This is a genomic window from Tenacibaculum lutimaris, assembly GCF_003610735.1.
In the GTDB taxonomy this organism is placed as follows: Bacteria; Bacteroidota; Bacteroidia; order Flavobacteriales; family Flavobacteriaceae; genus Polaribacter; species Polaribacter lutimaris.
Window position 1 is genome coordinate 314,955 of record NZ_RAQM01000009.1, and the last position, 25,981, is coordinate 340,935.

Annotated in this window: 20 protein-coding genes; 8 read left to right on the forward strand and 12 right to left on the reverse strand. The window is 32.0% G+C overall.

Annotated elements, in window-relative coordinates; genetic code table 11:
* The 3 genes from C8N26_RS09785 to C8N26_RS09795 all read right to left on the reverse strand — a co-directional run bounded on the left by C8N26_RS09785 (position 1) and on the right by C8N26_RS09795 (position 7,461).
* A complete protein-coding gene (locus C8N26_RS09785; protein ID WP_120187124.1) occupies positions 1-2,097 on the reverse strand; it encodes a fibronectin type III domain-containing protein in 2,097 nt (698 codons plus the stop codon).
* Positions 2,098-2,164: 67 nt separating this feature from the next.
* The gene (locus C8N26_RS09790; RefSeq protein WP_120187125.1) at positions 2,165-2,581 is read right to left on the reverse strand and encodes a lipocalin-like domain-containing protein; all 417 of its coding nucleotides are present in this window, start codon (positions 2,579-2,581) and stop codon (positions 2,165-2,167) included.
* Positions 2,582-2,640: 59 nt separating this feature from the next.
* On the reverse strand, positions 2,641-7,461 hold the full coding sequence (locus tag C8N26_RS09795; protein ID WP_120187126.1) for a hypothetical protein: 4,821 nt from the start codon (positions 7,459-7,461) through the stop codon (positions 2,641-2,643).
* Positions 7,462-7,782: 321 nt separating this feature from the next.
* On the opposite strand from C8N26_RS09795, the gene C8N26_RS09800 reads away from it, so the two are divergent.
* Genes C8N26_RS09800 through C8N26_RS09810 form a run of 3 tightly spaced genes read left to right on the forward strand, consistent with a single transcriptional unit; the run spans position 7,783 to position 9,985 of the window.
* Entirely contained in the window at positions 7,783-8,364 is a 582-nt protein-coding gene (locus tag C8N26_RS09800) for a Crp/Fnr family transcriptional regulator (RefSeq protein ID WP_120187127.1), read from the forward strand.
* A gap of 50 nt (positions 8,365-8,414) precedes the next feature.
* A complete protein-coding gene (locus tag C8N26_RS09805; protein ID WP_120187128.1) occupies positions 8,415-9,026 on the forward strand; it encodes a hypothetical protein in 612 nt (203 codons plus the stop codon).
* A 23-nt stretch (positions 9,027-9,049) separates the two neighbouring features.
* Positions 9,050-9,985 (forward strand): proline dehydrogenase family protein, encoded by a 936-nt coding sequence (locus C8N26_RS09810; RefSeq protein ID WP_120187129.1) that lies wholly within the window; start codon positions 9,050-9,052, stop codon positions 9,983-9,985.
* A 44-nt stretch (positions 9,986-10,029) separates the two neighbouring features.
* Here the strand turns inward: C8N26_RS09810 and lgt are convergent, their stop codons facing one another.
* From lgt to C8N26_RS09840, 6 genes are all read right to left on the reverse strand, one after another.
* Positions 10,030-10,881: a prolipoprotein diacylglyceryl transferase gene (gene lgt / locus C8N26_RS09815; RefSeq protein ID WP_120187130.1), complete on the reverse strand. Its 852-nt coding sequence runs from the start codon at positions 10,879-10,881 to the stop codon at positions 10,030-10,032.
* 81 nt (positions 10,882-10,962) lie between these two features.
* Positions 10,963-11,217, reverse strand: a complete 255-nt coding sequence (gene yidD, locus C8N26_RS09820) for a membrane protein insertion efficiency factor YidD (protein ID WP_028890922.1) — start codon at positions 11,215-11,217, stop codon at positions 10,963-10,965.
* A 23-nt stretch (positions 11,218-11,240) separates the two neighbouring features.
* Positions 11,241-12,722, reverse strand: coding sequence for a cysteine--tRNA ligase (cysS, locus tag C8N26_RS09825; RefSeq protein WP_120187131.1), 1,482 nt, complete (start codon positions 12,720-12,722; stop codon positions 11,241-11,243).
* 110 nt (positions 12,723-12,832) lie between these two features.
* A complete protein-coding gene (locus C8N26_RS09830) occupies positions 12,833-14,344 on the reverse strand; it encodes a hypothetical protein (protein ID WP_120187132.1) in 1,512 nt (503 codons plus the stop codon).
* A complete protein-coding gene (locus C8N26_RS09835; protein ID WP_120187133.1) occupies positions 14,325-14,891 on the reverse strand; it encodes a hypothetical protein in 567 nt (188 codons plus the stop codon). The genes C8N26_RS09830 and C8N26_RS09835 overlap by 20 nt, the downstream gene beginning before the upstream one ends.
* Positions 14,884-15,438, reverse strand: coding sequence for an RNA polymerase sigma factor (locus C8N26_RS09840; protein ID WP_120187134.1), 555 nt, complete (start codon positions 15,436-15,438; stop codon positions 14,884-14,886). Before C8N26_RS09840 ends, C8N26_RS09835 begins: the two co-directional genes overlap by 8 nt.
* A gap of 100 nt (positions 15,439-15,538) precedes the next feature.
* Here C8N26_RS09840 and meaB point away from each other — a divergent pair, with 100 nt between their 5' ends.
* The 5 genes from meaB (at position 15,539) to C8N26_RS09865 (ending at position 22,617) form a co-directional block, all read left to right on the forward strand.
* Positions 15,539-16,612: a methylmalonyl Co-A mutase-associated GTPase MeaB gene (gene meaB, locus C8N26_RS09845; protein ID WP_120187135.1), complete on the forward strand. Its 1,074-nt coding sequence runs from the start codon at positions 15,539-15,541 to the stop codon at positions 16,610-16,612.
* 3 nt (positions 16,613-16,615) lie between these two features.
* Positions 16,616-16,960, forward strand: coding sequence for a tRNA-binding protein (locus C8N26_RS09850; protein ID WP_028890916.1), 345 nt, complete (start codon positions 16,616-16,618; stop codon positions 16,958-16,960).
* Between the two features lie 142 nt (positions 16,961-17,102).
* Positions 17,103-19,241: an amino acid permease gene (locus C8N26_RS09855; RefSeq protein WP_120187136.1), complete on the forward strand. Its 2,139-nt coding sequence runs from the start codon at positions 17,103-17,105 to the stop codon at positions 19,239-19,241.
* Between the two features lie 115 nt (positions 19,242-19,356).
* Entirely contained in the window at positions 19,357-20,661 is a 1,305-nt protein-coding gene (locus tag C8N26_RS09860) for an erythromycin esterase family protein (RefSeq protein WP_120187137.1), read from the forward strand.
* Between the two features lie 114 nt (positions 20,662-20,775).
* Positions 20,776-22,617, forward strand: coding sequence for a PLP-dependent aminotransferase family protein (locus C8N26_RS09865; RefSeq protein ID WP_120187138.1), 1,842 nt, complete (start codon positions 20,776-20,778; stop codon positions 22,615-22,617).
* A 156-nt stretch (positions 22,618-22,773) separates the two neighbouring features.
* Here C8N26_RS09865 and rlmF read toward each other — a convergent pair whose 3' ends face one another.
* Genes rlmF through C8N26_RS09880 form a run of 3 tightly spaced genes read right to left on the reverse strand, consistent with a single transcriptional unit; the run spans position 22,774 to position 25,888 of the window.
* Positions 22,774-23,628 carry a 23S rRNA (adenine(1618)-N(6))-methyltransferase RlmF gene (gene rlmF, locus C8N26_RS09870; protein WP_120187139.1) on the reverse strand — a complete coding sequence of 285 codons (855 nt, stop codon included), beginning with the start codon at positions 23,626-23,628 and terminating at the stop codon, positions 22,774-22,776.
* Entirely contained in the window at positions 23,628-25,223 is a 1,596-nt protein-coding gene (gene bshC, locus C8N26_RS09875) for a bacillithiol biosynthesis cysteine-adding enzyme BshC (protein ID WP_120187140.1), read from the reverse strand. Before bshC ends, rlmF begins: the two co-directional genes overlap by 1 nt.
* Positions 25,223-25,888 (reverse strand): class I SAM-dependent methyltransferase, encoded by a 666-nt coding sequence (locus C8N26_RS09880; RefSeq protein ID WP_120187141.1) that lies wholly within the window; start codon positions 25,886-25,888, stop codon positions 25,223-25,225. The genes bshC and C8N26_RS09880 overlap by 1 nt, the downstream gene beginning before the upstream one ends.
* Positions 25,889-25,981: the final 93 nt, after the last annotated feature.

Here is a 25,981-nt window from a genome sequence, read left to right on the forward strand (position 1 = left end):
CTAAAATTTTATTTCAATAGTTTTTACTTTAGCATAACCTCCATTTATTAGTGTAGCACGTATATGATAGATATACGTTTCGTTGGGGCTTACTTCTTTATCAATTACATTTTTAATATTGGATGGTAAAATACGCCATGTACTAGGTTGCTTTTCTTTTAACTGTTTATAAATAGTGTATTCAGCTATTTCTTTATTATTTGCTCTCCAAAAAAGTTCTATTTGATTAGTTTCTCTATTTACCACATAATCCAGTCCCTTTATATATTCCTTTGGAGCCAAGTTTACCATTTCAATAGTTAAAGGAGTGGAAGGAAGCGAAGTCAATCCACTTTTATCAATAGCTGTAATATGATATCGATACCTATTATTAGGTTTCAATTCAGTATCTATATATTGACGAACTGAGTCATTAGTACTAAATACAGTCTCTCGTTCCTTATTTTCAGTAAGGTTTTCTCTCAGTAAAACATGTGTTACTTTTTCTTCTGAAGAAGGTATCCATTCTATGATAATTTTTCCTTCTTTTATTTTATATCCTGAAAAAACAGGAGCAGTTGGAGGAATTACATCTGGTTTTTCTAATACCAACACTTCTGATTTTTCGGAATGATTGTGACGCTTATCAACAGCTACTATACTATAAAACACTTCAGCGTTTAAGTTTTTTACTGTTACTGTGTCAATAAAACTATTTTGGTTTATAGGTGATACTGTTATTTGTGAAGGTTCTTCATCTTTTAAGAAACCTCTAAAAACTCTATATCCTAAGAAATCTGGTTCTATATTTTGTTTCCAAGTTATGTGAACCACACCTAAACTATCTATCTTTCCGCTTAATTCTGTAGGTATCGCTGGTGGAGTCCTATCTAAAGGTTGTATCAGTGTTGAAAACGATGTTTTTTCTTGTTTTGGATCTTTTCCTATTGCTTTTATTTTAACATAGTTTGAAGCTTGTAGTTTGGAATAGGTAAGTTTACGTTGTTGTGGAGAAATATTATCTACAGCCACAACATATGGACCTTTATCAACTGGAGCAATCAAAAGTTGAAATTTTTCTAGCAATGTTTCTCCCTTTTCAGGAAACTCCCATGTAATTACTGCCTCATTAGTGTTTTTGGTAAGTTGTACATCAAAAACTCTAGGCGTGTAAGGTAAAATAGGTTTTCCTTCTCCTGAAATTATTTTAGAATACAATCCTTTTTCTCCAAACGGGGAAATTCCGTTAACTCTATAATAATACGTCTTTGTATTATTTGCTAAGGAATCAATATAAAACATACGTTTTGCTGGGGCTTCAGGTTTATCATTCAAGTTTACCAAAGGTTCTTTGCTTAAAGGTGTAAAATTTACACCATCTTCTGAACGCTCTAAATTATAGGAGGTATATATATTTTTAAACAGTTGGTATTCCCATGTTAGAATTACATTTTTATCTCCAAAAATCCCCTGAAAATCCATAGGGGCAGGTAATGGTTCATAATTTTTAATACTTGCTATGGTAGCAGTTCCTTTTATTTTAATAGTTTTTGAAGCGCTTTCTAAAATTGCAGGTTTAATTTTGTACACATATTTTTCATGAAGTTTTACATCTGTATCTTCAAAACCCCAACCTGCTTTTTTTGCTGCTTCAAAACTCATATCAGCCGCTAATAAAGAGAATGAAAAACGTTGTTCATTTTCATTGACCAAATTGTAAATGTCAGCCAGTTGCCCTTCGCTTCCACCTTCTATAAAAAAACTTTCACCAAATAATGCTTGTGCTATAATGGCTGCATTATTATCTTTTTCTACAATTTCTTGCCAAGTTTCAAGAGGTGCTGCTTGTATATTTTTTGCCCATACCTTTTCTAGACTTGGTAATCGTTTACCATTACTAGATAGTACATACTTTTCTAATATAAAACCACTTTTATTTGTCTTTTTCCAAGCATTTGCTGTAGTTGCTGCCCAACGTAATAAAATCTTATCTTTTTGTACCCTAGCAAGTATTTGTACATTCGGTACATTACTACCCTCTTTAATTTGTGCATATGCTTCAGAAGTAAATAAAAAATTTACTAGTATTAAATAACACACAGCAAATAACTTTTTCATGCTTTTCTAGCTTTTTCTTAATAAGGGTAGGTGTTAGTTAACATAACCTACCCTTACTTAATTTTAATTATATTTTTTTATAAATAGTGTAACCTATTTCAACTCCTTCTTCTTTTGTCATAACTTTCAAGTTTCCATCCACAAAGTAATATTTTACGTCATTCGTTGTTCCTTCATAGGTTACTCCCAAGGTGTTATTTCCTTTATCTTTCCAAGTTCCTTCACTTATATACGAAACACATTCTTCATTCATATTTACTTCATAAGAAACATCTTTATACGTGTTATCAGATTTAAATTCAACTATTCCTTTTTTTTCGCACTCAGTAAGCTCATATTCCTCTCCATTGGATGCCACATCTTTTAGTATTTGCCATTTTCCTATTAATGTATCTTGTGGTGTATCGTCGCTACTACATGATGTAAAAAATACATTTACACATACTACTAAAGTTAAAATCATTGCATTTTTAATTGTTCTCATTTTTAAAATTTACTTGGGTTTATAATTAATTTACTTGGGTTTATAATTAATTTACTTGTTTATCTAAATTTATTTGGGTTTTTAAACTTATAAGTAGTATTGGTTCCTTTAATACCACTTGGTAATGTATAGAACAGTTTTACTTTATACTCTCCATATCTCATAAATAGATAATTCTTATCTAAGAATTCCAATACTAAATTTCCGTTGTTTATAATTCCGTCACTATAATCATTTACTATTTGTGATTCTATATCTATCCAATCTTGTTTATATACATACCCTAAATTATACCTGAAAGGAAATGTCGTTTCTAACATGTTTTTATTTACCTCATATTCTACATTGTTTACATAGGTATTTAATAATGGGAGTGCATATTTTGGAGGCGCTCCCAATTCGCTTTCGTCACGTCTTTTTACTCGGTAACCTCCTAATGGATATTTTGCATACAATGGTGGATTTATATCTTTTTCAAAATAATCGTCTTGTAAAGTTGCTTCTATAGTTACTAAAGGAACATTATCAGTGTAGCTTGTTCCTAACAGTTCTACTATATCAAATGGTTCATGACTCTCTATTCTATTACTTAAATAAATAACATCTGAATAAAGTTTTCCCCAGTTATATTCCTTTGTATTTATTGAGTTTATTTTATCTTTAAATGTTTTATATTTTGAAGTACTAAAATCGTAAGCTAATCTTTCTATCTCTCCGTCCTTTGAAATGTTTTCTGCTTTACTTTCTCTAACTTCTACTTCAGTACTTTCAACATTATTATTATAAGAACTTTCATTTTCAGAGGTGTTACTTTCTTTTGACGAAATATTGGTACTAGATACATTACCTTTTAGTTCGCTTACAATACTTAAATGATATTTAGATGATTGTACTACATTAGGTAAATTGTATGTAATTATATTATCTGATGTATTGTAATTAAACTCATTTTTTACTGGTAGTTCACCTTCTTTTTCGTAAGTTATATAACTTTTCCATTGCGTATCATCGAATAGGTAGTCTTGTCCTCTTTTTAATTGGATATACCCCTTATCATATTCTTTTTCAAAAAAATACTTTTGATCTAAAACAGGATATGCATATGTAATATTATGTAATGGAATAACTGTTGGAGCTCCTCCAGTAACAAAGGTTCTTTCTTCCTTTTCTATGGCTTTTTTCCCATCAATCATAATTGTCTGGAAAACCCCTTTTACTTTTTCTTTAAAACTTACTTCTACCTCAACGGTTAATTCCTCATTTGGTGGTAAAATATCAGTAGAAACAAAATTGGCTCTATCATTATAATTTGACCACTCAATATTTCCATCTATTTCTTTTCCTTTGTGTAGTATTCTATATTTTTCAAGAATAATCTTGTATGTTTTATCTCCTTCGTCTTCAGGTATTACAATTGGTTCTCCTACTTTCATACTAAAAGTAGCTTGAGATATGGTAAACACATCAACATCTTTACCTCCATCATCGGGAGTTACATCAGTAATTATTTTGAGTCCACCTAACGGAGAAGCATCTTCAAATACACATTCTTCCCCTAATGTTAATTTAAATCTAAACCTTCCCTTCACTAAACCTCCTAGTACACTGAAATGTCCACCAACATAACCTCTCATCCATACAGGGTTTGGAGCTTTAGCTTGTAAAAGTACAGCGGCTCCTGCTTTTATAATTGGTATTTTTTTGCTTACAAAAAATAACTTAACATGAATACCTAACTCTCCTTGTAAATAAACATACGCTTGTCCATTAGCATACCACCCGTTTATTCCAACTTGATCTCCTGTATTAGAACATCTAGCTTCTCCATAATCTTTAAGCATAATATCAAAACCAGCTCCAGCCTGAAAACGAGCATAGAATATTAAAAAACGTAAGTCTCCTGTATCAATAGAAATATCAGCTCCAAAAGCAAATCCTCCACCATTGCTTAAAGCATTTTCATCACGCATATAATCGAGTTCATTAGCATCAACTCCTAAAATCTCAGCAACTATAGGTGGTGGAGGTGGTGATCCTGGTAATTTAGACCCTACCATAAAATAGCCTCCTGACTCTACACTTACAGGACCAACACCTATACGCAAACCTAAACGATCCTCTGGTGTACCTATATATATGTACCAATCCTCTGGTGAAAAGTGTAACACTGCCCAACCTGCTCTACCTCCTGGCCCTCTTCCTTCTACAAAGCCTCCAGCCACATTTACATAAGCATCTAACTCACCATGAAGCACATCATTTTGAAAATCGTAGGTAATACCAACTTTAGCACTAATAGTCATTTTATCTGTGGGTATTTGCGGAAAATCACTTGATGCCTTATTTAAAAGGTTTCTTCCTGTCCATGAACTTTCTATATTTTCTTTGGTTACCCCTAAAAATTTTCCTCTAGCAATTGTATTCTTTTTAAGTGTACCCATTAATTCTGAAATACTATTCATACCAGGTATTTTCACATTCATAAAAGTTCCTTGTCCATAAAAACCTAAGAAATCTAAACCTCCAACTCTGTTAAAAACCATCTCAAAACCAGCTCTTCCTTCAAAAACATCATCCTTTATTGCATTAAACATGACCATAGCCTTTAAACCTAGACCCAATTTAGCGTCTGGCGTATATCCAATTCCTGTAGGGGAAAAATCTGATGAAAAATCTGTCCGCTTCATTCTATACGATGCTCCACCTGCAAAACCACTTAAATTGAACACTCCTGTACCTATTGATAGCCCTTCCACCATTGCTTCAAATTGCCAATATCTAAAAGTTTTTTTACCAAAAACTCCCTTAGCACCAGCTTTTAATCCAAGAGTTTTAAAATCTGCTGTTAATTTTGCTGAAAACCCGTCTCCATACTCTGGATCATCATTCATTAATGTTAAGTTTCCTTCTATAGAAAAACCTCCTAAGTCGGCTTTTAATGCTATAGCATCAAGATCTACCCCTTGGAATTCCCACTTTTGCTTGTAGTTTTCCTCTTCAACCCCCCCTATAATCCCTAAACTAGTTTTTGCAGCAAATCCATTACTCTCCCCCATTAGGTTAATCCCTAAATCAAAATATAAGTTTGCATTCGTTTTATTTGCTGTAATTCCTATATTCTCTATAGATACTGGAAAACCAGCTAAAGCTACCTTATCACGATACCCCATATAATCTACTGAAAAGATTGGGCTTTCGGTTTGTAATACCAAATTTTGAAAAACAATCCCTTTAAATTCGACTAATCTCTTTTTACCTGAACTATCTACTAAAGTATCTCCTTCTTTTTCTAAACTATTCACTTGATTAGCACTAATAGCTAATCGTCCATGTAATATGGCTTTAGGTCTAAATTCTCCTTCTTTTACTTTTAATTCAATGGCACTATTGGGCAATAACTCTCCTTTGGCTTTCCATAAATTAAAATCGACAACTGAATCGTTACGAACATTTAGTAGATATTCTTCTTCTGAGATAATCCCAGTATATCTTAATCCTTGTTGTATCGTATCTTTCTTTTCTACTCTCGAAACAGGTAATTGGATACGTCCTTCAAAAGATGCTCCTATTAGTTTATTAGTAGCTAATGATACTTCTATTTTATCTAGAGAATATGCCCACGCTTTATTTTTATTCGTTCTTCCTTTATTTAATGGAAAAATATTTTCTGCATAAAAGGATCCTGATACTCCATTTCCATCAATTATTAAATGATGGGCTCCAAAAGTAACTCTCTTACTTCCTTTTGATATGGTTTCCGATGTTTTAAACTCTTTAGGTAGTTTTACATCTAAAGTATTCACATAAACTCCTCTCCAAATATTTTGATTTGGCAGTAATAATCCGTTTTTATGATAATGTTCAGGGAATTTAACATTAGGAGAATTTCTTAAGTCACTAAAATCTAAAACAGCTTCATTTAAATAAAATTGAAAATTACCGTCATAATCTTTTTTATTTCTCTTTTTAGCTAAAACAAAAGGTTGTAAACTTATTCCAACTAATAAATCGTTCCAATCTGAAGCAATAGCTTTAAAAGCTCCTTTTACACGATAAGGTACTTGGAGTGTTTGTGTTCCATTTTCTGTTTCTACTTTGTAAGGAACTTTTGTCTTTCCTTCATTTACTTCTCCATTTTTTTCTAAAGGTAATATCAATTCTCTTGAAAACTCAACTTCTCCTTCTATCCCTAACTCTTTAACACCATCACAATTAATAGTTACAAATGTTTTGTTTTGGGTAACGCCTGTTCTATAATCAAAACCTCCTTTTAAAGTTAACATCCATTTGCCTCCATTAAAAGGTATATGCATATCTCCTAACAGTACTAAGTTGGCGTCTCCGACAATACCTCCAGCATGTGATAACTTTACATTATTAGCTCCAAAAAACAACTCTATAGGATAGCCGTTTTCATTAGTTTGTGGTAATCGCACCCTTGCAAAAACAGTTAACTCTGTATAGTCTTTGTATATGTTAGCTTGTGTTATTCCTATCGCATATTGAATATTCTCTCTAGTATGCTTAACTCCAACCGGAAGTTCTTTTATATCTTCATTTGAAAAACTATCTACCCAAGACTCATGTTTTTCAATTTGTTCAAATGAAGCTAGTGCTTTATCTCTATCGTTAACTACAAGTGAAGAAGTAGGATACCACGTTTTAATATTGGACCAAGAAAAAATGTAACTTTCCTCTAAACTTTTTACTTCGTCTAACTTGGCATAAAAAAAAGAATCTGTTTTATTTGCGAATAAACTATCTAAAAAATAATGTTTTTCTGTTTCATTATTTTTCACAATAGCTGTTGTTGCATTACCTATAACGGTATGAATAATACATACCCATAAAAAAAAGGAAAAAGCGAGGCCTTTCTTCATAGCTTTTTGTTTTACAAACACGGAAAACTACCGTATTTATTAATAATGTCTTTTTCTAAATTCTACTACAAAGTAAACAAAAAGAATTAACTTAACATTAACATTTTTCATTTTTTACACCTCCTCATTTTTTTCTCCATTAAACAACTTATTTAACTTAAAAAATACTAACTACTCAAAAAGTACTATAGCATAAAAATCCTTAATTTCTAACGAATCAATACAACTTTTACTTCGTTTTCCTAAACATTAACCTTTATAATCTTATTTCTTTCATTTATTAAGTAAATTAGTAATTTTCTAAAATTACAATACTTAACTATGAATAAAGAAACTATATTAAACTCTATCAGTAACTCACATAGTAAATTATCTTCGAAGTGTCAATTAGACTTATTAAAAACTACTAAAATATTAAGTTTAAAAAAAGGGACACTCCTTGTACGTGATGGGCAATTTTCTAACAAAACATATTACATAATTTCTGGAGCTGCTAGAGCCTATTATTTAAAAAATGGAAAAGATATTTCAGATTGGTTTGCTTTTGAAAATGAATTTATAAGTCCTATTATAAGTTATTTCACCAATAAACCCAGTCCACATTATATTGAATTACTTGAAGACTCTGTATTATTAGAACTTACAAAAGAAGATGTTGAAATTATCTCAAACAAGCATCATGATTTCGAGCGATTAATTAGAATTGTTGTTACTAAAACCATGTTAAGTCTACAAGAAAGAATTTCCTCTATACTATTTCAAAAAGCAGAACAAAGGTATGAGCAGTTATTAAAAACTTATCCAACTATAACACAGAGAGTTTCTTTAACTCACATAGCATCATACTTAGGAATTACTCTTGAAACCTTAAGTAGAATTAGGAGGCCTAAAAAACGAATTTGATTTATATCAAATGAATTCTACTAAAAAGTATAGATTTTTGTTTTAAAAAAATGAAACGTCTACACTACATTTCAGGAGTAACAATTACTATTTTTATAGGATTACATTTATTGAACCATTTTTTAAGTGTTTTTGGAGAAGAAACCCATATTAAATTCATGGATCAACTAAGAATCGTATACAGAAATATTTTTATAGAATATATACTCTTCATTACAGTTATTATTCAAATTATTTCAGGATTAAAACTATTTATTTATAAGAGAAAAACATTAGTTACATTTTTCGACAGATTGCAAGTTTGGACTGGTTTGTACTTAGCTTTTTTTCTACTTATACATGTTAGTGCTGTACTAAGCGGTAGATATCTACTAAATCTTGATACTAACTTTTATTTTGGTGTTGCTGGATTAAACACTTTCCCTTTAAGTATATTTTTTATTCCTTACTATAGCTTTGCCATAATCTCTTTTTTTGGGCATATCGCTGCTATTCATTATCAAAAAATGAAAAAAAAATTCGTAGGCTTATCAGTTAAACAACAATCAAAAATTATTTTTATAACAGGAATTATATTCACTTTAATAACTCTTTATGGGCTAACAAATGGGTTTTCTGGAATTAAAATACCAGAAGAATATAATGTATTAATAGGAAAATAAAATAGTCACAAAACTAATTTAAAATGCAAAAAGATTTACTTTTACTTGGTTCGGAAGCTCTTAAAAAAGCAGCCATCAATGAAAATGCAAAAGAATACTTAATGGCAAACCCTCTTCTTTTTAATGTATTAAAAAAAGCAGCAGATAGATATATAGGTGGAGAAACCTTAAATGAAACAATAACTAAGGTTCTTAAGGAAAATGAAAAACAATTTAAGTGCTCTATAGAATTTATGGGTGAAAATACTTCTACCATTGAAGAGGCAAATAAAGCTACAAATGAATTTTTAAAAATTATACAGGAAATACATCTTAGAAGTTTAAACGCCACTGTTTCTTTAGATCTTTCACATATTGGTTTAGCAATATCCAAAGATTTAGCTTATGAAAACCTATCAAAAATTTGTAACGAAAACCCAAATATAGAAGTTACAATAAGCGCAGAAGGAATTAATCGAACAGATAATATTATTGATATCTACAAAAAAGGTTCAAAATTATTCGACAACCTATCTATAACTATGCAAGCGTATTTACATAGAAGTAAAGATGATTTTAAAGAATTAGTAAAAGAAACAGGAAGAATTCGAATTGTAAAAGGTGCTTTTGAAACCCCTAAAAAATTATCTATCCCTAGAGGAGAAGAGTTAAATAATATATACCTATATTATATTGAGCATTTACTATCTAATAATCACAAATGTTCTATAGCTACACATGATTATATTATACAACAAGAAGCTAAAAAACTTATCAACCTATACAATCCAACTAATGAAATGTATGAGTTTGAAAGCCTTTATGGTATACAAACACAACAACTTATTAATTTAAAAAATGAAGGATATAATACAAAACTATATTTCGTTTATGGTAAAGAATGGTATCTATACCTTTGCAACCGTATCGCTGAATATCCTATGAATATTTTTAGAGCTTTATCTGATATGGTTGATTAATTTTAAAAAGTTTTTACTTCTTCTGTACCTTCTTTCTTGTAGAATTACTTCGTTTTCCTAAACATTAACCAAAAACCAATTAATACTAACGGAATACTTAATACTTGACCTGTATTTAACGAATTGAAAACCCAATCTTCACGTCCTTCAACTTGTGCTTCTTTTAGGAATTCTATTACAAAACGTAACGACCATAACACAACCATAAACAGCCCAAATAAAAAGCCTGTTTGGTTTTTCTTGTCTGTTTTCCAATAGAAATACCATAAAGAAAAGAACAATACTAAGTAACTAAATGCCTCATATAATTGGGTTGGATGACGTGGTACCGTTTCACCTGCTAGCTCAAAAATTACCCCAAAACTACTACCTGTTGGTTTTCCATAAATTTCAGAGTTAAAAAAGTTTCCGAAACGAATAAAAAATCCTGCTAAGGCAACCATAATTCCTAATCTATCTAAAATAAACAACCATGGTTTCTGTAAATGCTTTTTAGCGTAAAAATACATCGCTATTGGAATAGCAATTGCTGCTCCGTGACTAGCAAATCCTGTAAACCCTGTGAATTTCCATCCATCTAACAAACCGAATAAAGCTGAAGCTCCTTCTTGCTTTTTAATAGGTAAAATAATTTCTAGTAAGTGGTTTTGGTAATAATCCCAACTATAAAAAAACACATCTCCTAAACGCATTCCTATCAACATAGAAACGAATACGTACATAAATAACGGATCTAGTTTTTCAACAGGAATATTATCGTTGATGTAAATCTTTTTCATTAATCGAAGTCCTAATATAAATGCTGCTACAAACATTAAACTGTACCAACGAATACCAAAACCTCCAATGTTTATTAATTCTGGGTTCCAATCCCACACTATGGATAAAAAATTCATCTATTCTTATTTATTTTAACATTGTCATTGCGAATGTAATAAAGCAATCTTAAAAAAGAGAGATTACTTCGTCATTCTTTTTTAATGACGATTCTTTTTTTCTCTTTTTTCTGGAACAGGATCATAACCACTCCCTCCCCACGGATGACAACTAAAAATTCTTTTCAATGCTAACCAACCACCGTAAAACAATCCGTGTTTTTGTAATGCTTCAACAGTATAACTTGAACAGGTAGGTGAATACCTACATGTAGCAGGTGTAAATGGTGAAATTGCTGTTTGGTAAAATCGAACTAACAATATAAATGGGTATGCTATGATGGTTTTTAGTTTCACTATGCTTTTTTAGGATTTTACTATTAGTTAACTGTAAATGTCGTTCCTTCTCTACCGTCTTTTAATTGAATACCTAAAGCAAGTAGTTTGTCACGAATTTCATCTGACAACGCCCAATCTTTATTTTCTCGCGCCTCTTTTCGCATAGTAATTAACATCTCTACCACACCATCTAGTTTATCAGAATTATTTCCTTCTGAAGTTTCATTCAACAACCCTAAAACATCATAAACAAACGCTCCGATAGTTTCTTTTAACGCCGTTAAATCTTCTTCAGTTAAACTAGATTTCCCTTCTTTTATTTGATTGATAACTTTTACAGCTTCAAATAAATGAGAAATTAAAATAGGAGTATTAAAATCATCATTCATTGCATCGTAGCAATCTTGTCTCCATTTTTGCACATCAAATGTAGACGTAGCTTCAGCAGTTACCTTATTTAAAGTATTTACAGCTTCCATTAATTTATTATACCCTTTTTCAGAAGCTAACAACGCTTCTCCTGAAAAATCTAGGATACTACGATAATGTGCCTGCATAATAAAGAAACGTACTACACCGGCATTAAATGCTTTTGGCAAAATAGCATTCGCCCCTGTTAAAATCTCTTCAGGTAAAATATAGTTTCCTGTAGATTTTGCCATTTTTTGACCGTTTAACAGTAACATATTAGCATGCATCCAATAATTAACGGGTTGTACACCAGAACAAGTATGTGATTGCGCAATTTCACATTCATGATGAGGGAATTTTAAGTCCATTCCTCCTCCATGAATATCAAACTGTTCACCTAAATATTTTGTACTCATTACTGAACACTCTAAATGCCAACCAGGAAAACCATCGCTCCAAGGAGAAGGCCAACGCATAATATGGCGTTCATCGGCTTTTTTCCAAAGTGCAAAGTCTTGCGGATTTTTCTTATCTGATTGCCCGTCTAAAGTTCTTGTGTTATGAATAGCATCTTCAATAGTACGCCCTGAAAGGATTCCGTAGTTATTTTGTTCATTATACTTTAACACGTCAAAATATACAGATCCGTTTACTTCGTAAGCAAAACCTTTTTCTATGATTTCTTTAATCATTTCTATTTGCTCTACGATATGACCTGTTGCAGTTGGCTCTATACTCGGCGGTAAAAAATTGTATTTTGCTGCTACTGTATGAAAATCTACCGTGTAACGCTGAACCACTTCCATAGGTTCAATTTCTTCTAATCGTGCTTTTTTAGCAATTCTATCTTCACCTTCATCTGCATCATTTTCTAAGTGACCAGCATCGGTAATATTACGTACATAACGTACTTTATAGCCTAAGTGTAGTAAATAACGAAAAACCATATCAAACGACATAAAGGTTCTAATATTTCCTAAATGCACGTTACTATAAACTGTTGGTCCACACACATACATTCCTACGCGCCCCTCAGTTACTGGTTTAAAAAGCTCTTTTGATTTGCTTAAAGAGTTATATATTTTAAGTTGATTTTCTTTGTATAATTCCATGGTAAAAGTGACTATTTACAAACGCTAAGATAGGCACTTTAAAAAGAATACAGAAATGGAATTTAGCAGTAATTTTGTTAAGAAAAAAAGTAGTTTTTTTACATATATAACTACTGTTTTTTTAGTTGTAGTTGACTGTATTTTCCATCTATTACAATCTTTTTATCTTTTGAAGTTAGTGTAAAGTCTCCATTATACTCTACACTTCCGTTTTTAGCATTTCGAATTTCATTAGAAACTTTAAAATTTAACTTACCTTTTAATTCAGAAAGGTTTATAGTTGCATCTGAATAATTTAAAAACACTTTAAAGTTGTTTGGATTTGGATGCACTTTTACAATCGTTAAATTACCAAATTTGTTAGTTACCTCTACGTTATTATACACGTTAGTAACCACAACTCCTGATGAATTCGAATTTACTGTTGCGTTAGTAACCGACGCTAATTGAGCATCGGTTACATTATTTAAAAACAACGTACAGGTGTTTAATGAGTTAATAGTTACTGGTGAAAATGACACGGTTAACTTACCTCCGTCTAAAGCATCTGCTTTAAAAGTTCCATAACTTACTTTTCCTGAAGCCTTAGTTTTTGGTAGCGTAACTTTACAATGACGCGTATTTAAATCAAACGTTGCTGATTTTGGTACTTTTACAATAATTTTTTTGGTAACTTTTACTTTCTTACCATTTACCATAAAATTGTTACTATCTGATGAAAAAGAATAGCTAACACGGTTTTTATTCATTTCTCTTCTTGCTTTATGCATCTCCTCTCTTACTTTGTGCATTTCTTCCCTAGCTTTAGCCATCTCTTTTCGTATCTCTTCTCTATTAATTTTTCGAACCTCTGCTCTAGCTTTCGCTACTTCTCTTCTAAGTTCTTCTTGATTAATTCGCTCTACTTTTATTCTTTTTAATTCTTCTTGAATTTCTTTTTTTCGTTCTTCTTGATGTTTTTTAAACTCTTTGTATTTAGCTGTTTTCTTGAACTCTTCCCATTCTTTTTTCGATTTGATAGTAATATCGTTTACACCATCTTTCCATTGAAAAAAGTAAGTTCCTCCATCTTTTGCATACTTATCAAAATCAAACTCTACATCTTCTAAACCAGTAACAATTTCTTCAAAATTAATTTCTGGAATTTCGATTTCAGGTATTTCTGGAATCTCAGGTATTTCTGGAATTCTTACCTCTGGTAACTCAGGCATTTCAGGTACTACGACTACCTTATCATCATTATCAAATTGAAATACTTTTGGGTAATTATTATCAGACGAATTAAAAAAGACAATATTGTCACTTCCTACAGAACGAAAACTACTTCTATTGGCATTAATTTGCACTTTACTTTTGTTTCCTAAAGCTTCAAACTTCCAATTATCTAAATACTTTTGAGCCTCTTTTTTATCTAGCCCTTCAACCTCTACAATTGCTTCTATAAAAACTTCGTTTTTATTCCAAGTAGTTACATCTATTTCGGCGTTAGACGCATTGATGTTAACCACCACATCTTTATTGGTTTTAAAATTTTCACTATACTTTTTATTATACTGCTGTGCAGATACAACTCCAGTTACTAACAGTGAAAAAACACTAATTTTAAATTGTTTGAATGTCATTTTGAGTTGGATTTTTAAATTCTTGTAATTGTTTTTGCATACGTTTTAACAGCTGTAAACGCAGTTGCAGGTTTCCAATCAATGCATTGATAGTATCATCGTTAACTCCTTTTGTATTGAGCTCTTTGGTTAACGACTTATATTCTTTGGTTAGTTCACCTATCTTGGTTAAATAACCATCAAAAAGTTCTTTATTAGCACTTGTTAATTCTAATTGACTTAACTCGTAATTAATGGTGTTTACATAGTAATCTTCCACCGTTTTTAATTCGGGTGAAATAGAACCTAAACTAATTTTATTTCGATATTCTTCAGGAATTTCTTTAATGGCTGGTTCTATAGTATTAGTTGGATAAAATTTAACGCCTATGCTCACCAATAACATAATTGATGCAGCAATAAACAACCATTGATATGATTTTTTTGTTGATGGTTTTTCATGCAATTCATCCATCAACTTTTGTTGAAAACGTTGTCTGTGATTTGTTGATAACCTCTCTGTGTTTTCAACTTCATTCTTTAGTATTTCTCTAATATCTTTAGACATGATGTACTGCTTTTAATTGCTCTTGTACTTTCTTTTTTCCTCGTAATAAATGTGTTCTTGAACTCACTTCAGAAATCCCTAATATTTGCGAAATTTCTCCATGATCATACCCTTCTAACAAAAACAAGGTTAACACAATTCTATACTTCTCTTTTAATTGCTGAATACAGTTTACTATATCTTGATACGATATGGTTGACGCTACATTCCAATTATCATTATCATCTTCCACTAGCGTGGTAGTTTCTTCATTAATTGAAACTAATTCTAGTTTCTTCTTCTTTAAATAATCAATACTTTGATTGATTACAATCCTCTTCAACCAAGCACCAAACGCTACTTCTTCTTTATACGAATGAATGTTTTTAAACGCTTTTATAAATGCATCTTGCACTACATCTTCCGCCGTAAACGAATCTTTCACATACCGCAATGCCACAGTAAACATAGCATCACAATACAAATCATACAATTGCATTTGTGCTTTTGCATCATTATTTCTACAGGCATCTATAACCCGTTGATGTATCTGTTTGGTTGATTTCATTCTTGATTTCTTACCCTAAAGACGAGTCTTTTTTTACTCCGTTGCATTTTCCTGCATTTTTATTTCTAAATTTACGTTTTTATTCCGTTTTAGCTATACAATGACCGACAAAAACAAATCTGCACTCTCTGAAAAAGGTGGGGTTTCTCAACCAGAAACCACCAGCAAATCGTCTGCAGAAAAAATAAAACGAAACAGAAGAAAAATCACTTCTACTGAAGAATTTGTAACCCAAATATTGGCAGGAAATATTCCTTTTTTAAGCAGAGCCATTACTTTGGTAGAAAGCACCAATCCAAAACACCAAGAACAAGCGAATGAAATTTTAGAAGCTTGCCTACCGCATGCCAATAAATCGGTAAGAATTGGTATCACGGGTGTTCCTGGTGTAGGAAAAAGTACGTTTATTGAATCTTTTGGCAAGCATTTAACTTCGTTAGGCAAAAAAGTAGCGGTGTTAGCGGTAGACCCAAGTAGTTCGGTACATAAAGGAAGTATTTTAGGTGATAAAACTCGTATGGAAGAGTTGGTTACCGATGAAAATGCTTTTATCCGCCCTTCTCCCTCTGGAACTTCGTTAGGTGGCGTTGCTCAAAAGACACGTGAAAGTATTATTTTATGTGAAGCAGCTGGTTTTGATACAATCATTATTGAAACGGTAGGTGTTGGACAGTCGGAAACGGCTGTACATTCTATGACCGATTTCTTTTTATTGTTGAAATTGGCAGGTGCTGGTGATGAGCTACAAGGAATTAAACGCGGAATTATTGAAATGGCAGATGCTATTGTGATTAACAAAGCGGATAGCGGTAATGAGAAAAATGCAAAAATTGCTAAAGTAGAATTTAACAGAGCCTTGCATTTATATCCGCCAAAAGAAAGTGGATGGCAACCCAAAGTTTTATTGGCGAGTGCACTTCATCATCAAGGAGTAGATGCTATTTATACCATGATTGATGAGTACATGAACTTAGTAAAAAAATCTGGCTACTTTCAACAGAAAAGAAATGAACAAAATAATTATTGGTTGCTAGAAACCATCAATCAACAATTGAAAAATAACTTTTACAATAATCCAAAAATTAAAGAACGCTTACAGCAGGAAGTTACTAAACTGGAAAATGGGAAAACCACTCCATTTACTGCTGCAAAAAGATTGCTAGAAAATAACTAAACTATGGAAGACAATAACAATTTAACTTGGAACGATTTTGCAAAAGTAGAAATGCGTATTGGTACGATTATTTCTGCGGAGATTTTTAAAGAGGTTAAAAATCCTGCCTATAAAATGCAAGTAGATTTTGGAGACTACGGAATTAAAAAAACCTCAGCTCAGATTACTAAACTATACCAACCTGAAGATTTGATAGGGAAACAAGTGGTTGCTGTGGTAAACTTTCCTAAAAAACAAATTGCCAACATGATGAGCGAATGCTTGGTATTAGGAGGTTTAGGCGATGATAAAGAAGTAACTCTATTAACTGCAGAACGTGCAGTTAAAAATGGGACGAAGATTGCGTAAAACCCCTTATTAAACACTTTTACTCTACTGTAAAACAGAATACTATAAGCATCCTTTTAGTTGCATCACTCTAAAAAGTGTAATTTTTTTCATATCTTCTCATGGTCTAACCACTTAATAATAAGCCTTAAACGCAAAAGTCATGAGGAACAAACTAAAAAAAGACTTAGGATTATTTGATGTTTTTGCCATAAGTACTGGAGCTATGTTTAGTTCTGGTTTCTTTTTACTACCAGGAATCGCCTCACATTACACAGGGCCTTCTGTATTTTTAGCCTACTTACTTGCAGGTGTATTAATACTACCCACCATGTTTAGCATTGCTGAAATATCAACAGCCTTACCACGATCAGGTGGAGCATACTTTTTTTTAGATAGAAGTTTAGGACCACTCATGGGAACCATTGGCGGACTGGGTACCTATTTTGCTTTAATGCTTAAAACAGCCTTTGCTATTATTGGTATTGGTGCTTATGCTGCTATATTTTGGGAAGTTCCAACCAAAATAGTTGCCATTGTGGCTACTCTCTTTTTTATGGCGTTAAACTTAGTAGGTGCTAAAAAAACCTCCGCCTTTCAAAAAGTGTTTGTCATATTCCTATTAGTCATTTTAGTTGGTTTTATTGCAGATGGTCTTTTCTCCATCTTTACCTCAGATACTATTACCAACGAATCTATCAACAAACAATTTACCCCCTTCTTTTCAAATGGTTTTGGAGGTATGTTTACCACCATAGGTTTTGTTTTTGTTTCCTATTTAGGGCTCACTCAAATAGTAAGCGTTGCAGAAGAAATTAAAAACCCTGAAAGAAACATTCCTTTGGGTATGATACTTTCATTAGTCGTTACAGGATTAATTTATGGTTTGGGTGTTTTTATTATGGTTACACTTATTGAACCTACTGCCTTTGCTAACGAACTAGCACCAGCAGCTACAGCCGCAGAACAACTTTTTAAATGGTTACCCGATAATGTAGGAGTATTATTAATGTCGGTAGCAGCACTTGCCGCTTTTGCCTCTACAGGAAACGCAGGACTATTATCAGCATCACGATATCCGTTTGCTATGGGACGTGATAAACTGTTTCCTGCTATTCTAGCCAAAATTGGTAAAAAAGGAAGTCCTGTAGTCGCTATATTTTTAACCACAGCATTAATTATAGTATTCATTCTAGTACTATCAGAAGAAGGTATTGTAAAGCTTGCGAGTACCTTTCAACTGTTAATTTTTATCTTTATTAACTTCTCTGTTATTGTTTTTAGAAAAAGTAAAATAGAATCGTACGACCCTGGCTATTTATCTCCATTATACCCATTTATGCAGGTTATTGGAATTGTTATTTCATTCATCCTTATTATTTATTTAGGATGGATGCCTATACTTTTTACCTCAGGTATTATTGTTATTGGCTTACTTTGGTATCACTTCTATTCCAAAGGAAAAGTAAAACGAGAAGGCGCTATTTTTCATTGGTTTGCGCTTTTAGGGAGGCATCAGTACGACGAGTTGGAAAATGAATTAATGACTATTTTAAAAGAAAAAGGACTTCGTGAAGGCGATCCTTTTGATGAAACCGTAATTAAGTCGAAAATAAAAATAATTAAGGATACCACTAACTTTGACAACGTATTAAATATCGCTTCCGATTACTTTTGTAGGGAGTTAGACCTCAACAAAGAAGGAGTACTACACAAATTTTTCCAATCGATACCCGATGAATCTGTAATAGCGTTACCTGGTATTTTAGTTTTTCATGCCAAGTTTAAGAGTGTTACGCATCCTTCCATGAAAATTGTTATTTCTAAAAAACCTATTGAAGGTGCATTTCCGTCTGAAGATTATGAGTTTAAAAAGCCCATACAAATCTGTGCTTTTCTAATTAATTCTGATGAAAACCCAAAACAGCAATTGCGTATGCTATCGAGACTTCTTGATATTTTAGAACGAGAGCACATCGTAAAAACCTTGCTTAAAATGAATAGCCACAGGGAGATTAAAGAGTTTTTATTACAAAACGAGCGATTTGTAAGTATCAAACTACTAGAAGGAACTCCGCAAGACACCATGATTGGAAAACAGTTAAAGGAAATTCAGTTACCAAAAGATGTTTTAGTAGCTTTGGTTGAAAGAAACGACAAAACGTTTACCCCTAACGGTTCAACTGTTTTTCTAAAAGACGATGTACTTACTATACTTGGAGAAACCAAGTCTATCGCGAAACTGTATAAAGAATATATGAGTTATGAAATAGATAAACTGGATACTGAGGAGACTACTTAAAGTTTAGTTTGATTTTATAATTTAAACGGTTAACTTCGTAATTAGTTAATTTTATTTTTAACTAAAGTTTTATTCAAAAAAAAGTGCTATATAATTTTTATAAAAAAGTTTAAAAATGAAAAAGATTCTTTCAGTTTTTATATTTATTTCTCATTTTCATATTTACTCTCAGAATAAAGAAACCATCAATTGGCTCAACATTAACTCCATAGAGATTGAAGATGCAAACCCTAACTCAAAGCTCACAATTTTTGAACAAAACATACCTAATAAATTTGCTAATGCAAAAATTTACGGGTTTGGAGAAGCATCTCATAATACAAAAGAGTTTTTTAACTTAAAAGTTAAGTTTTTCAAACATTTAGTAAAAACGCAAGATGTTAAAACTTTTATAATGGAAGAATCTTACCAAGCTGAATCAGGAATAAATGAGTGGATAAGTGGAGGTAAAGGAGATATTAAAAAGATTGCTAAGAATTTTAATAATGGTTTTTGGTACACTAAAGAAATTGTAAATCTTTTACTGTGGATGAGAAATTACAACTTGAACAAACCAAAAAAAGAGCAAATTCGCTTTTATGGAATGGATATCCAGCTAGGAAAAGGTATTAACCATGAGGTACATCATTTTATTAAAGAAAATAAAGTTCCTATTGACCAAAACCTTTTAAAAGTTGTTGATAGTTGTTCAAACAAAAAGATAGATTATACAAAACACACTAATTGGTGGCTGTTTCAGGTTCCTAAATTAAATAAATTAAAACAGCAAATACTTAATCATAAAACAGATAATAAAAAATATTTATCTGTAATAAGAAGCTTAAATTATTTAATAAATTATGTTGAATACGCTTCATCTATTAAAGATAAATATCCAAAGAGCACTGAATTCAGGGATTTAAAAATGTTTGAGAATGTTAAATGGATTTTAGAAAATGGTTCTAAAAATGGAAAAGCCTTTATTTGGGCTCATAATGAACATATAAACAAAAAAGAAATGTATGGCTCTGGAAGCGGTATAACTAATCTAGGTCAGTATTTGAAAAATTATTATAAGAAGGATTATTATAGTATAGGCTTTGACTTTGGAACAGGAAATATAAAAGGTTATGTAATAGACAAAAAGAAAGGAAATCATTGGAAAACTTACCACATTACAAAACCGTTTCGAAAAACGTATGCTAAAACACTGATGTCTGTAAACAAAGATATTTATTTTATTGATCTTCTTCATGCTATCGAAAATGAACCAACAAAATTCTTTAACAAAAAAAACAAACACTTATTAATAGGAGCAGGAGGATACCAGCCCAAACCATTATATAAAATTATGATTAGTAAAACATATGCTGAAACGTATGATGGATTAATTTTTGTCAAAAGAATATCAATTCCAAACTATAATTTAACTGAAATGTAAAAACACTCTTCAACTATTAACTTTACAAATGACTTAACAACAAAACTCCCCTCTACTCTCTTTCTAAAAAAATCTAATTAACGTATCTTGCAGTCTTATTAAAAGACACCTATAATGCAAGACAAAAACTTACATACTTATATAAAAAATGTTGTAGAAAATATGCCGGCAGATTGGTTAAACCTAACCACACACCGTCTGGATATTTATGTAGAAAAACTAGCCAAAACCCAGTTTTTAGAGCAGTTTGAAGATTTGTATAAAAACAATAACGCTACTGCTTCAGCTTTAAGCGAGTTACCAACTGCATACGATTATATTCGTTTAGGGCATCCGTTATCATCTGTATTAGAGTGGACGATTTCCAAACTATATAATACAAAAGCAGAAAATGTAATTAGTTTTTCGTCACAAACAGTTCCTGTGTTGGCTGTATTAAGAGCGAATTTGTTTGCTAATAAAAACACGCAAATAGTGTACACTAATGAAATCCCTAGCTTTTTTGATGCAGAAGTAATTAAAAATGTATACGGATATCAGTTTGAATTAAAAAAGGTGGATAGTGTTGAAGCTATTCCTGAGTTTGATGGTAGCACCGTATTGATTGTTGAACAAGAAGCTATTTGCAACTTTACCATTGTACCAAATGTTGATTTCTACATCAATACACACCCTGAATTAGGAAGCTTTTTATTAGTTAACGGTGCACAAAACGACGCTTATATTTCAGACATTCAACATGTAAGAAGAAGAGAAACTATTGCCATGACTCCCGCTAATTCGTTAAAAGCTTTAAAAAGCCTTATCGATGAGCCTTATGATACTACGGTTACTAACGTAGCACAAAACAAAGCAAAGGTTGAGAAATTAATCAATGAAATTACCAATACGAGTACAAAAGCATTAGTAGCATCAAGTGGACTTTCAATACAATACGCCATTTTAATGGGATTAATTGACGATGCTCTTGAAAACCATAAAGGAAAAGCTATTAAAATTGTAGTGCCTCCAAACTGTTACGGTGGTACAAACGACCAAGCAAGACGTGTTGCTGCTTGTTTAAACAACGTAGACATTGTTGATTTACCTGTTGATGGAGATAACGACATGGTAGAAAGTATTGATACCGTGTTAACTAACATTGCAGCGCAAGATGCGGTTCCTTATATCATTGCTGAAATTCCAACCAACCCAAGAGTAGAAGTACCAAACCTTACTGATTTAAGAGATGTTTTGAGTAAAAAGCGTACTACTCCAACTGGTGAAACAGCGATTGATCCTGTTTTTATTTTAGACCAAACTTTTTGTCCGAATGTTCACTTTTTAGGAGATACAGACATGTTAGCCAATATTAGAACTATTTCGTTTGCTAGTGGATCAAAATTCCCTAGTGGTGGAAAATGTACTGCTGGATACTGTGTTGGAAATAAAACAACGAATGCTTTAATAGAAAAAATAGAAAAGCATTTACACATTTGCGATAATGAGGCTACACCGCTTCAATACGAAATATTGGCTGCACAAATGCCTTCTATGACGCAACGAATTAGTGATGCTTATAAGAATACTCGTGAGTTTGTAAACTTTATCCATGAAGTTTTACCTGATGCTAAAATCAATTTTGTTTCAGAAGAACTAGCAGCACAAGGATTTACGCCATCGGTATTTTCGTTAGATCTTCCTACCAAAGGAAATACTGCGGAAGAAAAAGAAGCGTATAAAAGAGCCTTAAACTTAAAGCTTATCAATTTAATGATTACCGAAATACCTAATGAAAGTAAGTATTGTGTAAGCTACGGACAGTTAAAGGGTTGTTACTGGACAATTCCTGCAACCTCAACACAAGGAACTACGAAAGAGGGTGATAAAGATTATATTGCTCGTGTAGCGCTTTCTCCTAATATGGATTTAGAGCTTCATAAAAAAGTATTCTTAGACTTTGTAAAAAGTATTTAAGAACTACAAAACGTCATTTCGACCGGAGGGAGAAATCTCTTCAAGGGTAGTAACCCCCATCGTTAAGATTTAGCTACGCTGAACCTTACGGTTTCTAAGTCGTAACCTCCTTCGAAATGACGTTTATTTATTGTTTTAGAAAGTTTCTTTCCTTTTCTAAAACCTCCAACACACAATGCGTGTTACCTTGTTTCCTTGGTGCATAGGAATTACTTTAAATTCTTTAACTCCTAACTTTTTTCCTGAGTTTTGTAAGCTTTCTACGTTTTCTTTTTTAGAAACCAAACTCGTAAACCATTTACTTACTTTCGGGAATTTAGAACTCTCATATAAATAGGTATGTAAAAAAGCTTTCTCTCCACCTATATACCACAACTCATTAGAGTTCCCTGCAAAATTACGGACAGCATTATTTCCTAAGTTTCTTGATTTTCTTCGGTTCGCTCCTCTAGCCTCTTCTGCCGATTTATAGAATGGTGGATTACACATCGTTACTGTAAAGGCATCATCTGCTTCTATAATTCCTTCTAAAATATGCTCTTCTTTAAACTGTTGCCTTAATTCAACCTTATCAGTAAAACCATTATCATCTATAATGTCTTGAGCATAATCTAGTGAATCTAAATCGATATCAGTAGCAACAAAATTCCAGTCATATTCTGCAATTCCCAACAAAGGATAAATACAACTTGCTCCTGTACCAATATCTAACACCTTTACATTTTCCTCATCTGCTACCAAATCTGCTAAATGATGGATGTAATCTACTCTTCCAGGTATTGGCGGACATAAATTATCATCAGAAAAATTCCAATGCTTAATATTATAGTGAGCAACTAATAATGCTTTATTAAACTCTTTTACTGCTATTGGGTCAGAAAAATCGATGGTTTCCTTCTCAAATTTTTCAGTAACAAACTCCTCTATTTTTGGATACTTTTCTTTTAAGAGTTTAAAATTATATCCGTTTTTGTGTTTGTTTTTTCTGTGTAATCCTTTTTTATCTGCCATTAAAGTGTAATAAGGGTAAACTCTAGTTGTAACGGATGTAAATTTTCTTTCAGAACTTTAATAAAGTCGGCTCCATATTCTAAATAGAATTCTGAAAAATTACGTTGACGTTCTTCTAAACTTTGATTAGGTAACAATTCGTTTTGCAAAGCTACGATTCTTTCAACCATTTCTTTTTGGCGTCTTTTTTCTGCTCGTAACCATCTTTTTTCAAGGTTTTCTAATCCTTTTATCTGCTTTTTTTCTTGTGCATTTACTGCACCAACAAAAGAAACATCGGTTTTTTGAGCTACCTTACGTAAATCGTCAAACTGTTGTTGTAAAAACTGCTTTTGCTTGGTAAAATCTACCTTAGTATCGCCATTAGCTAACACTTTTTTTGCTAGTAAATCATCTTGTTTTAAAAACAACTCTTCTTCTGAAACGTTTAGTTTCTCTAACTTTCCTAATTGTTTTTCTGAAAGTATTTGAGCTGAGTTTCTTAATAACAAAATAGGAAACGGAACATTTACTTTATCAAAATATGCCTTTAACTCTAACCAGTAGGCTAACTCTCCTCCTCCACCTATGTAACATAGGTTCGGTAAAATTACCTCTTGGTATAGTGGGCGCATAATTACGTTTGGTGAAAAACATTCTGGCTGACTATGTAAATGGTCTAGAATTTCATCCTTTGTCCAAGAAATATCTGTATTATTTACTTTGTAAATTCCGTTTTCAAGAACAATACGTTCGCGAATCCTATCGGTTATATAAAACAAGTTTATTTCACGCGGATTTACTTGTATTTTATATGATTTCTCTAGTTCTGTAATTGTTTTCGATACTTCTTTATAAGAGGTTTCATGTAACAAATCGTATTCTACATACGGTGTTAGTGCTCTTTTTAATTCTCTTTCATCAGCATCTAAAATTACCAAACCATACTTTCCAAAAAGTTTATCGGCTATATATCTAGTTGCATCTGCTAATGTTTTGTGTTGCAAGTATCCTTTTTCAAATATCTCTTTTATTTGAACAGCATTTTTTGAACTTCCTAAATGTTCTGCAAACACTTCAAAAACATCTTGTAACCCTTCGGTTGTAAAACGCCCTACTGGTCCTGTTTGGTCAGAGTTCCACTGTACTTTTATCCCTTTAAAATTAAAGAAGTTAATTTCTTCAAAATCGTGGTCTTCAGTTGCCATCCAATATATGGGCACAAAATTCTCATTCGGAAATTGCATTGACAAATGCTCACACATATTTATAGTTGATATAATCTTATATAAAAAGTATAACGGCCCTGTAAATAAGTTCAGCTGATGTCCTGTTGTAACAGTAAATGTATTCTCTTCTAATAAGCTTTCTATATTTTTTTGCGTGTCGAACGACAAATCAATGTCTTTGTATTGTTTTCTCAATACTTCAACCAATCTTTTTCTTTGAGTGCTTGAAATAGGATTTGCTTTCTTTTCTTCTAGTTGCTTTTCAAAGTTTCGTAAACTCGGATAACGGTTATAAAAAGGTTGAATATTTTCATCAGCCTTTAAATAATCCTCCATTGTTTTAGAAAAGAATCCTGTGTTTTTATAAGGTATATTGGTTACGTTCATTACTTGTGCATTCTTTGAAATAAGGTGTAAACATACGGACGTTCTCCTCCGTACGGATTTACAAATGTGTGATTAAAACTATTGACTAAAACAAAATCGTTTCCTAATTTTTCTTGTAGCATTTCCGCATTGTAACGTTGTAATTGCAGTCCACAACATTTTTCTGCTCCGTTTAAAGCAAAAACAGCAATAATTACGAATCCGTCAACTTTTACAAGCTTCTTTAATAAATTAAAATAGGCATTCTGTTCTTCGGTTTTTAAAAAGAAGTGTAGTACCGCTCTATCATTCCATACATCAACTTCATCAAGCTCATGTAACTTGGTTGGAGTCACTAAATCATCAGCTATAAAATTAACTTTTGATGCATCTTTTCCTAATCGATTTTGTATATCGGTTAAAGCTTTTTCAGATAAATCATTTGCTATTAAACCTGAATATCCATCAGCTACTAGCTCGTCAATTAACATGGATGAACCAACGCCAACATTTAAGATTTTAGCGTCTTTAGATACTTTGGATTCTTTTAGTAATTGAATAGTTTCTTTCGAATTTTCTTCGAACCAGCCTAGTTTTTCTGTTGGATTTTTTACATAGGCAGCATTCCAGTGTTTTTTATAATTAATTTCTTCCGGAATGTTACACTCACTCTCTTTTGTAGTCATAGTCCAAAAATAGGAAAATTTAATCCTTTGTCGAAAAAGAAACCTCCTTCTAACAGATTTTTAACTACATTCTTTTTTTAACCATCTATTTAG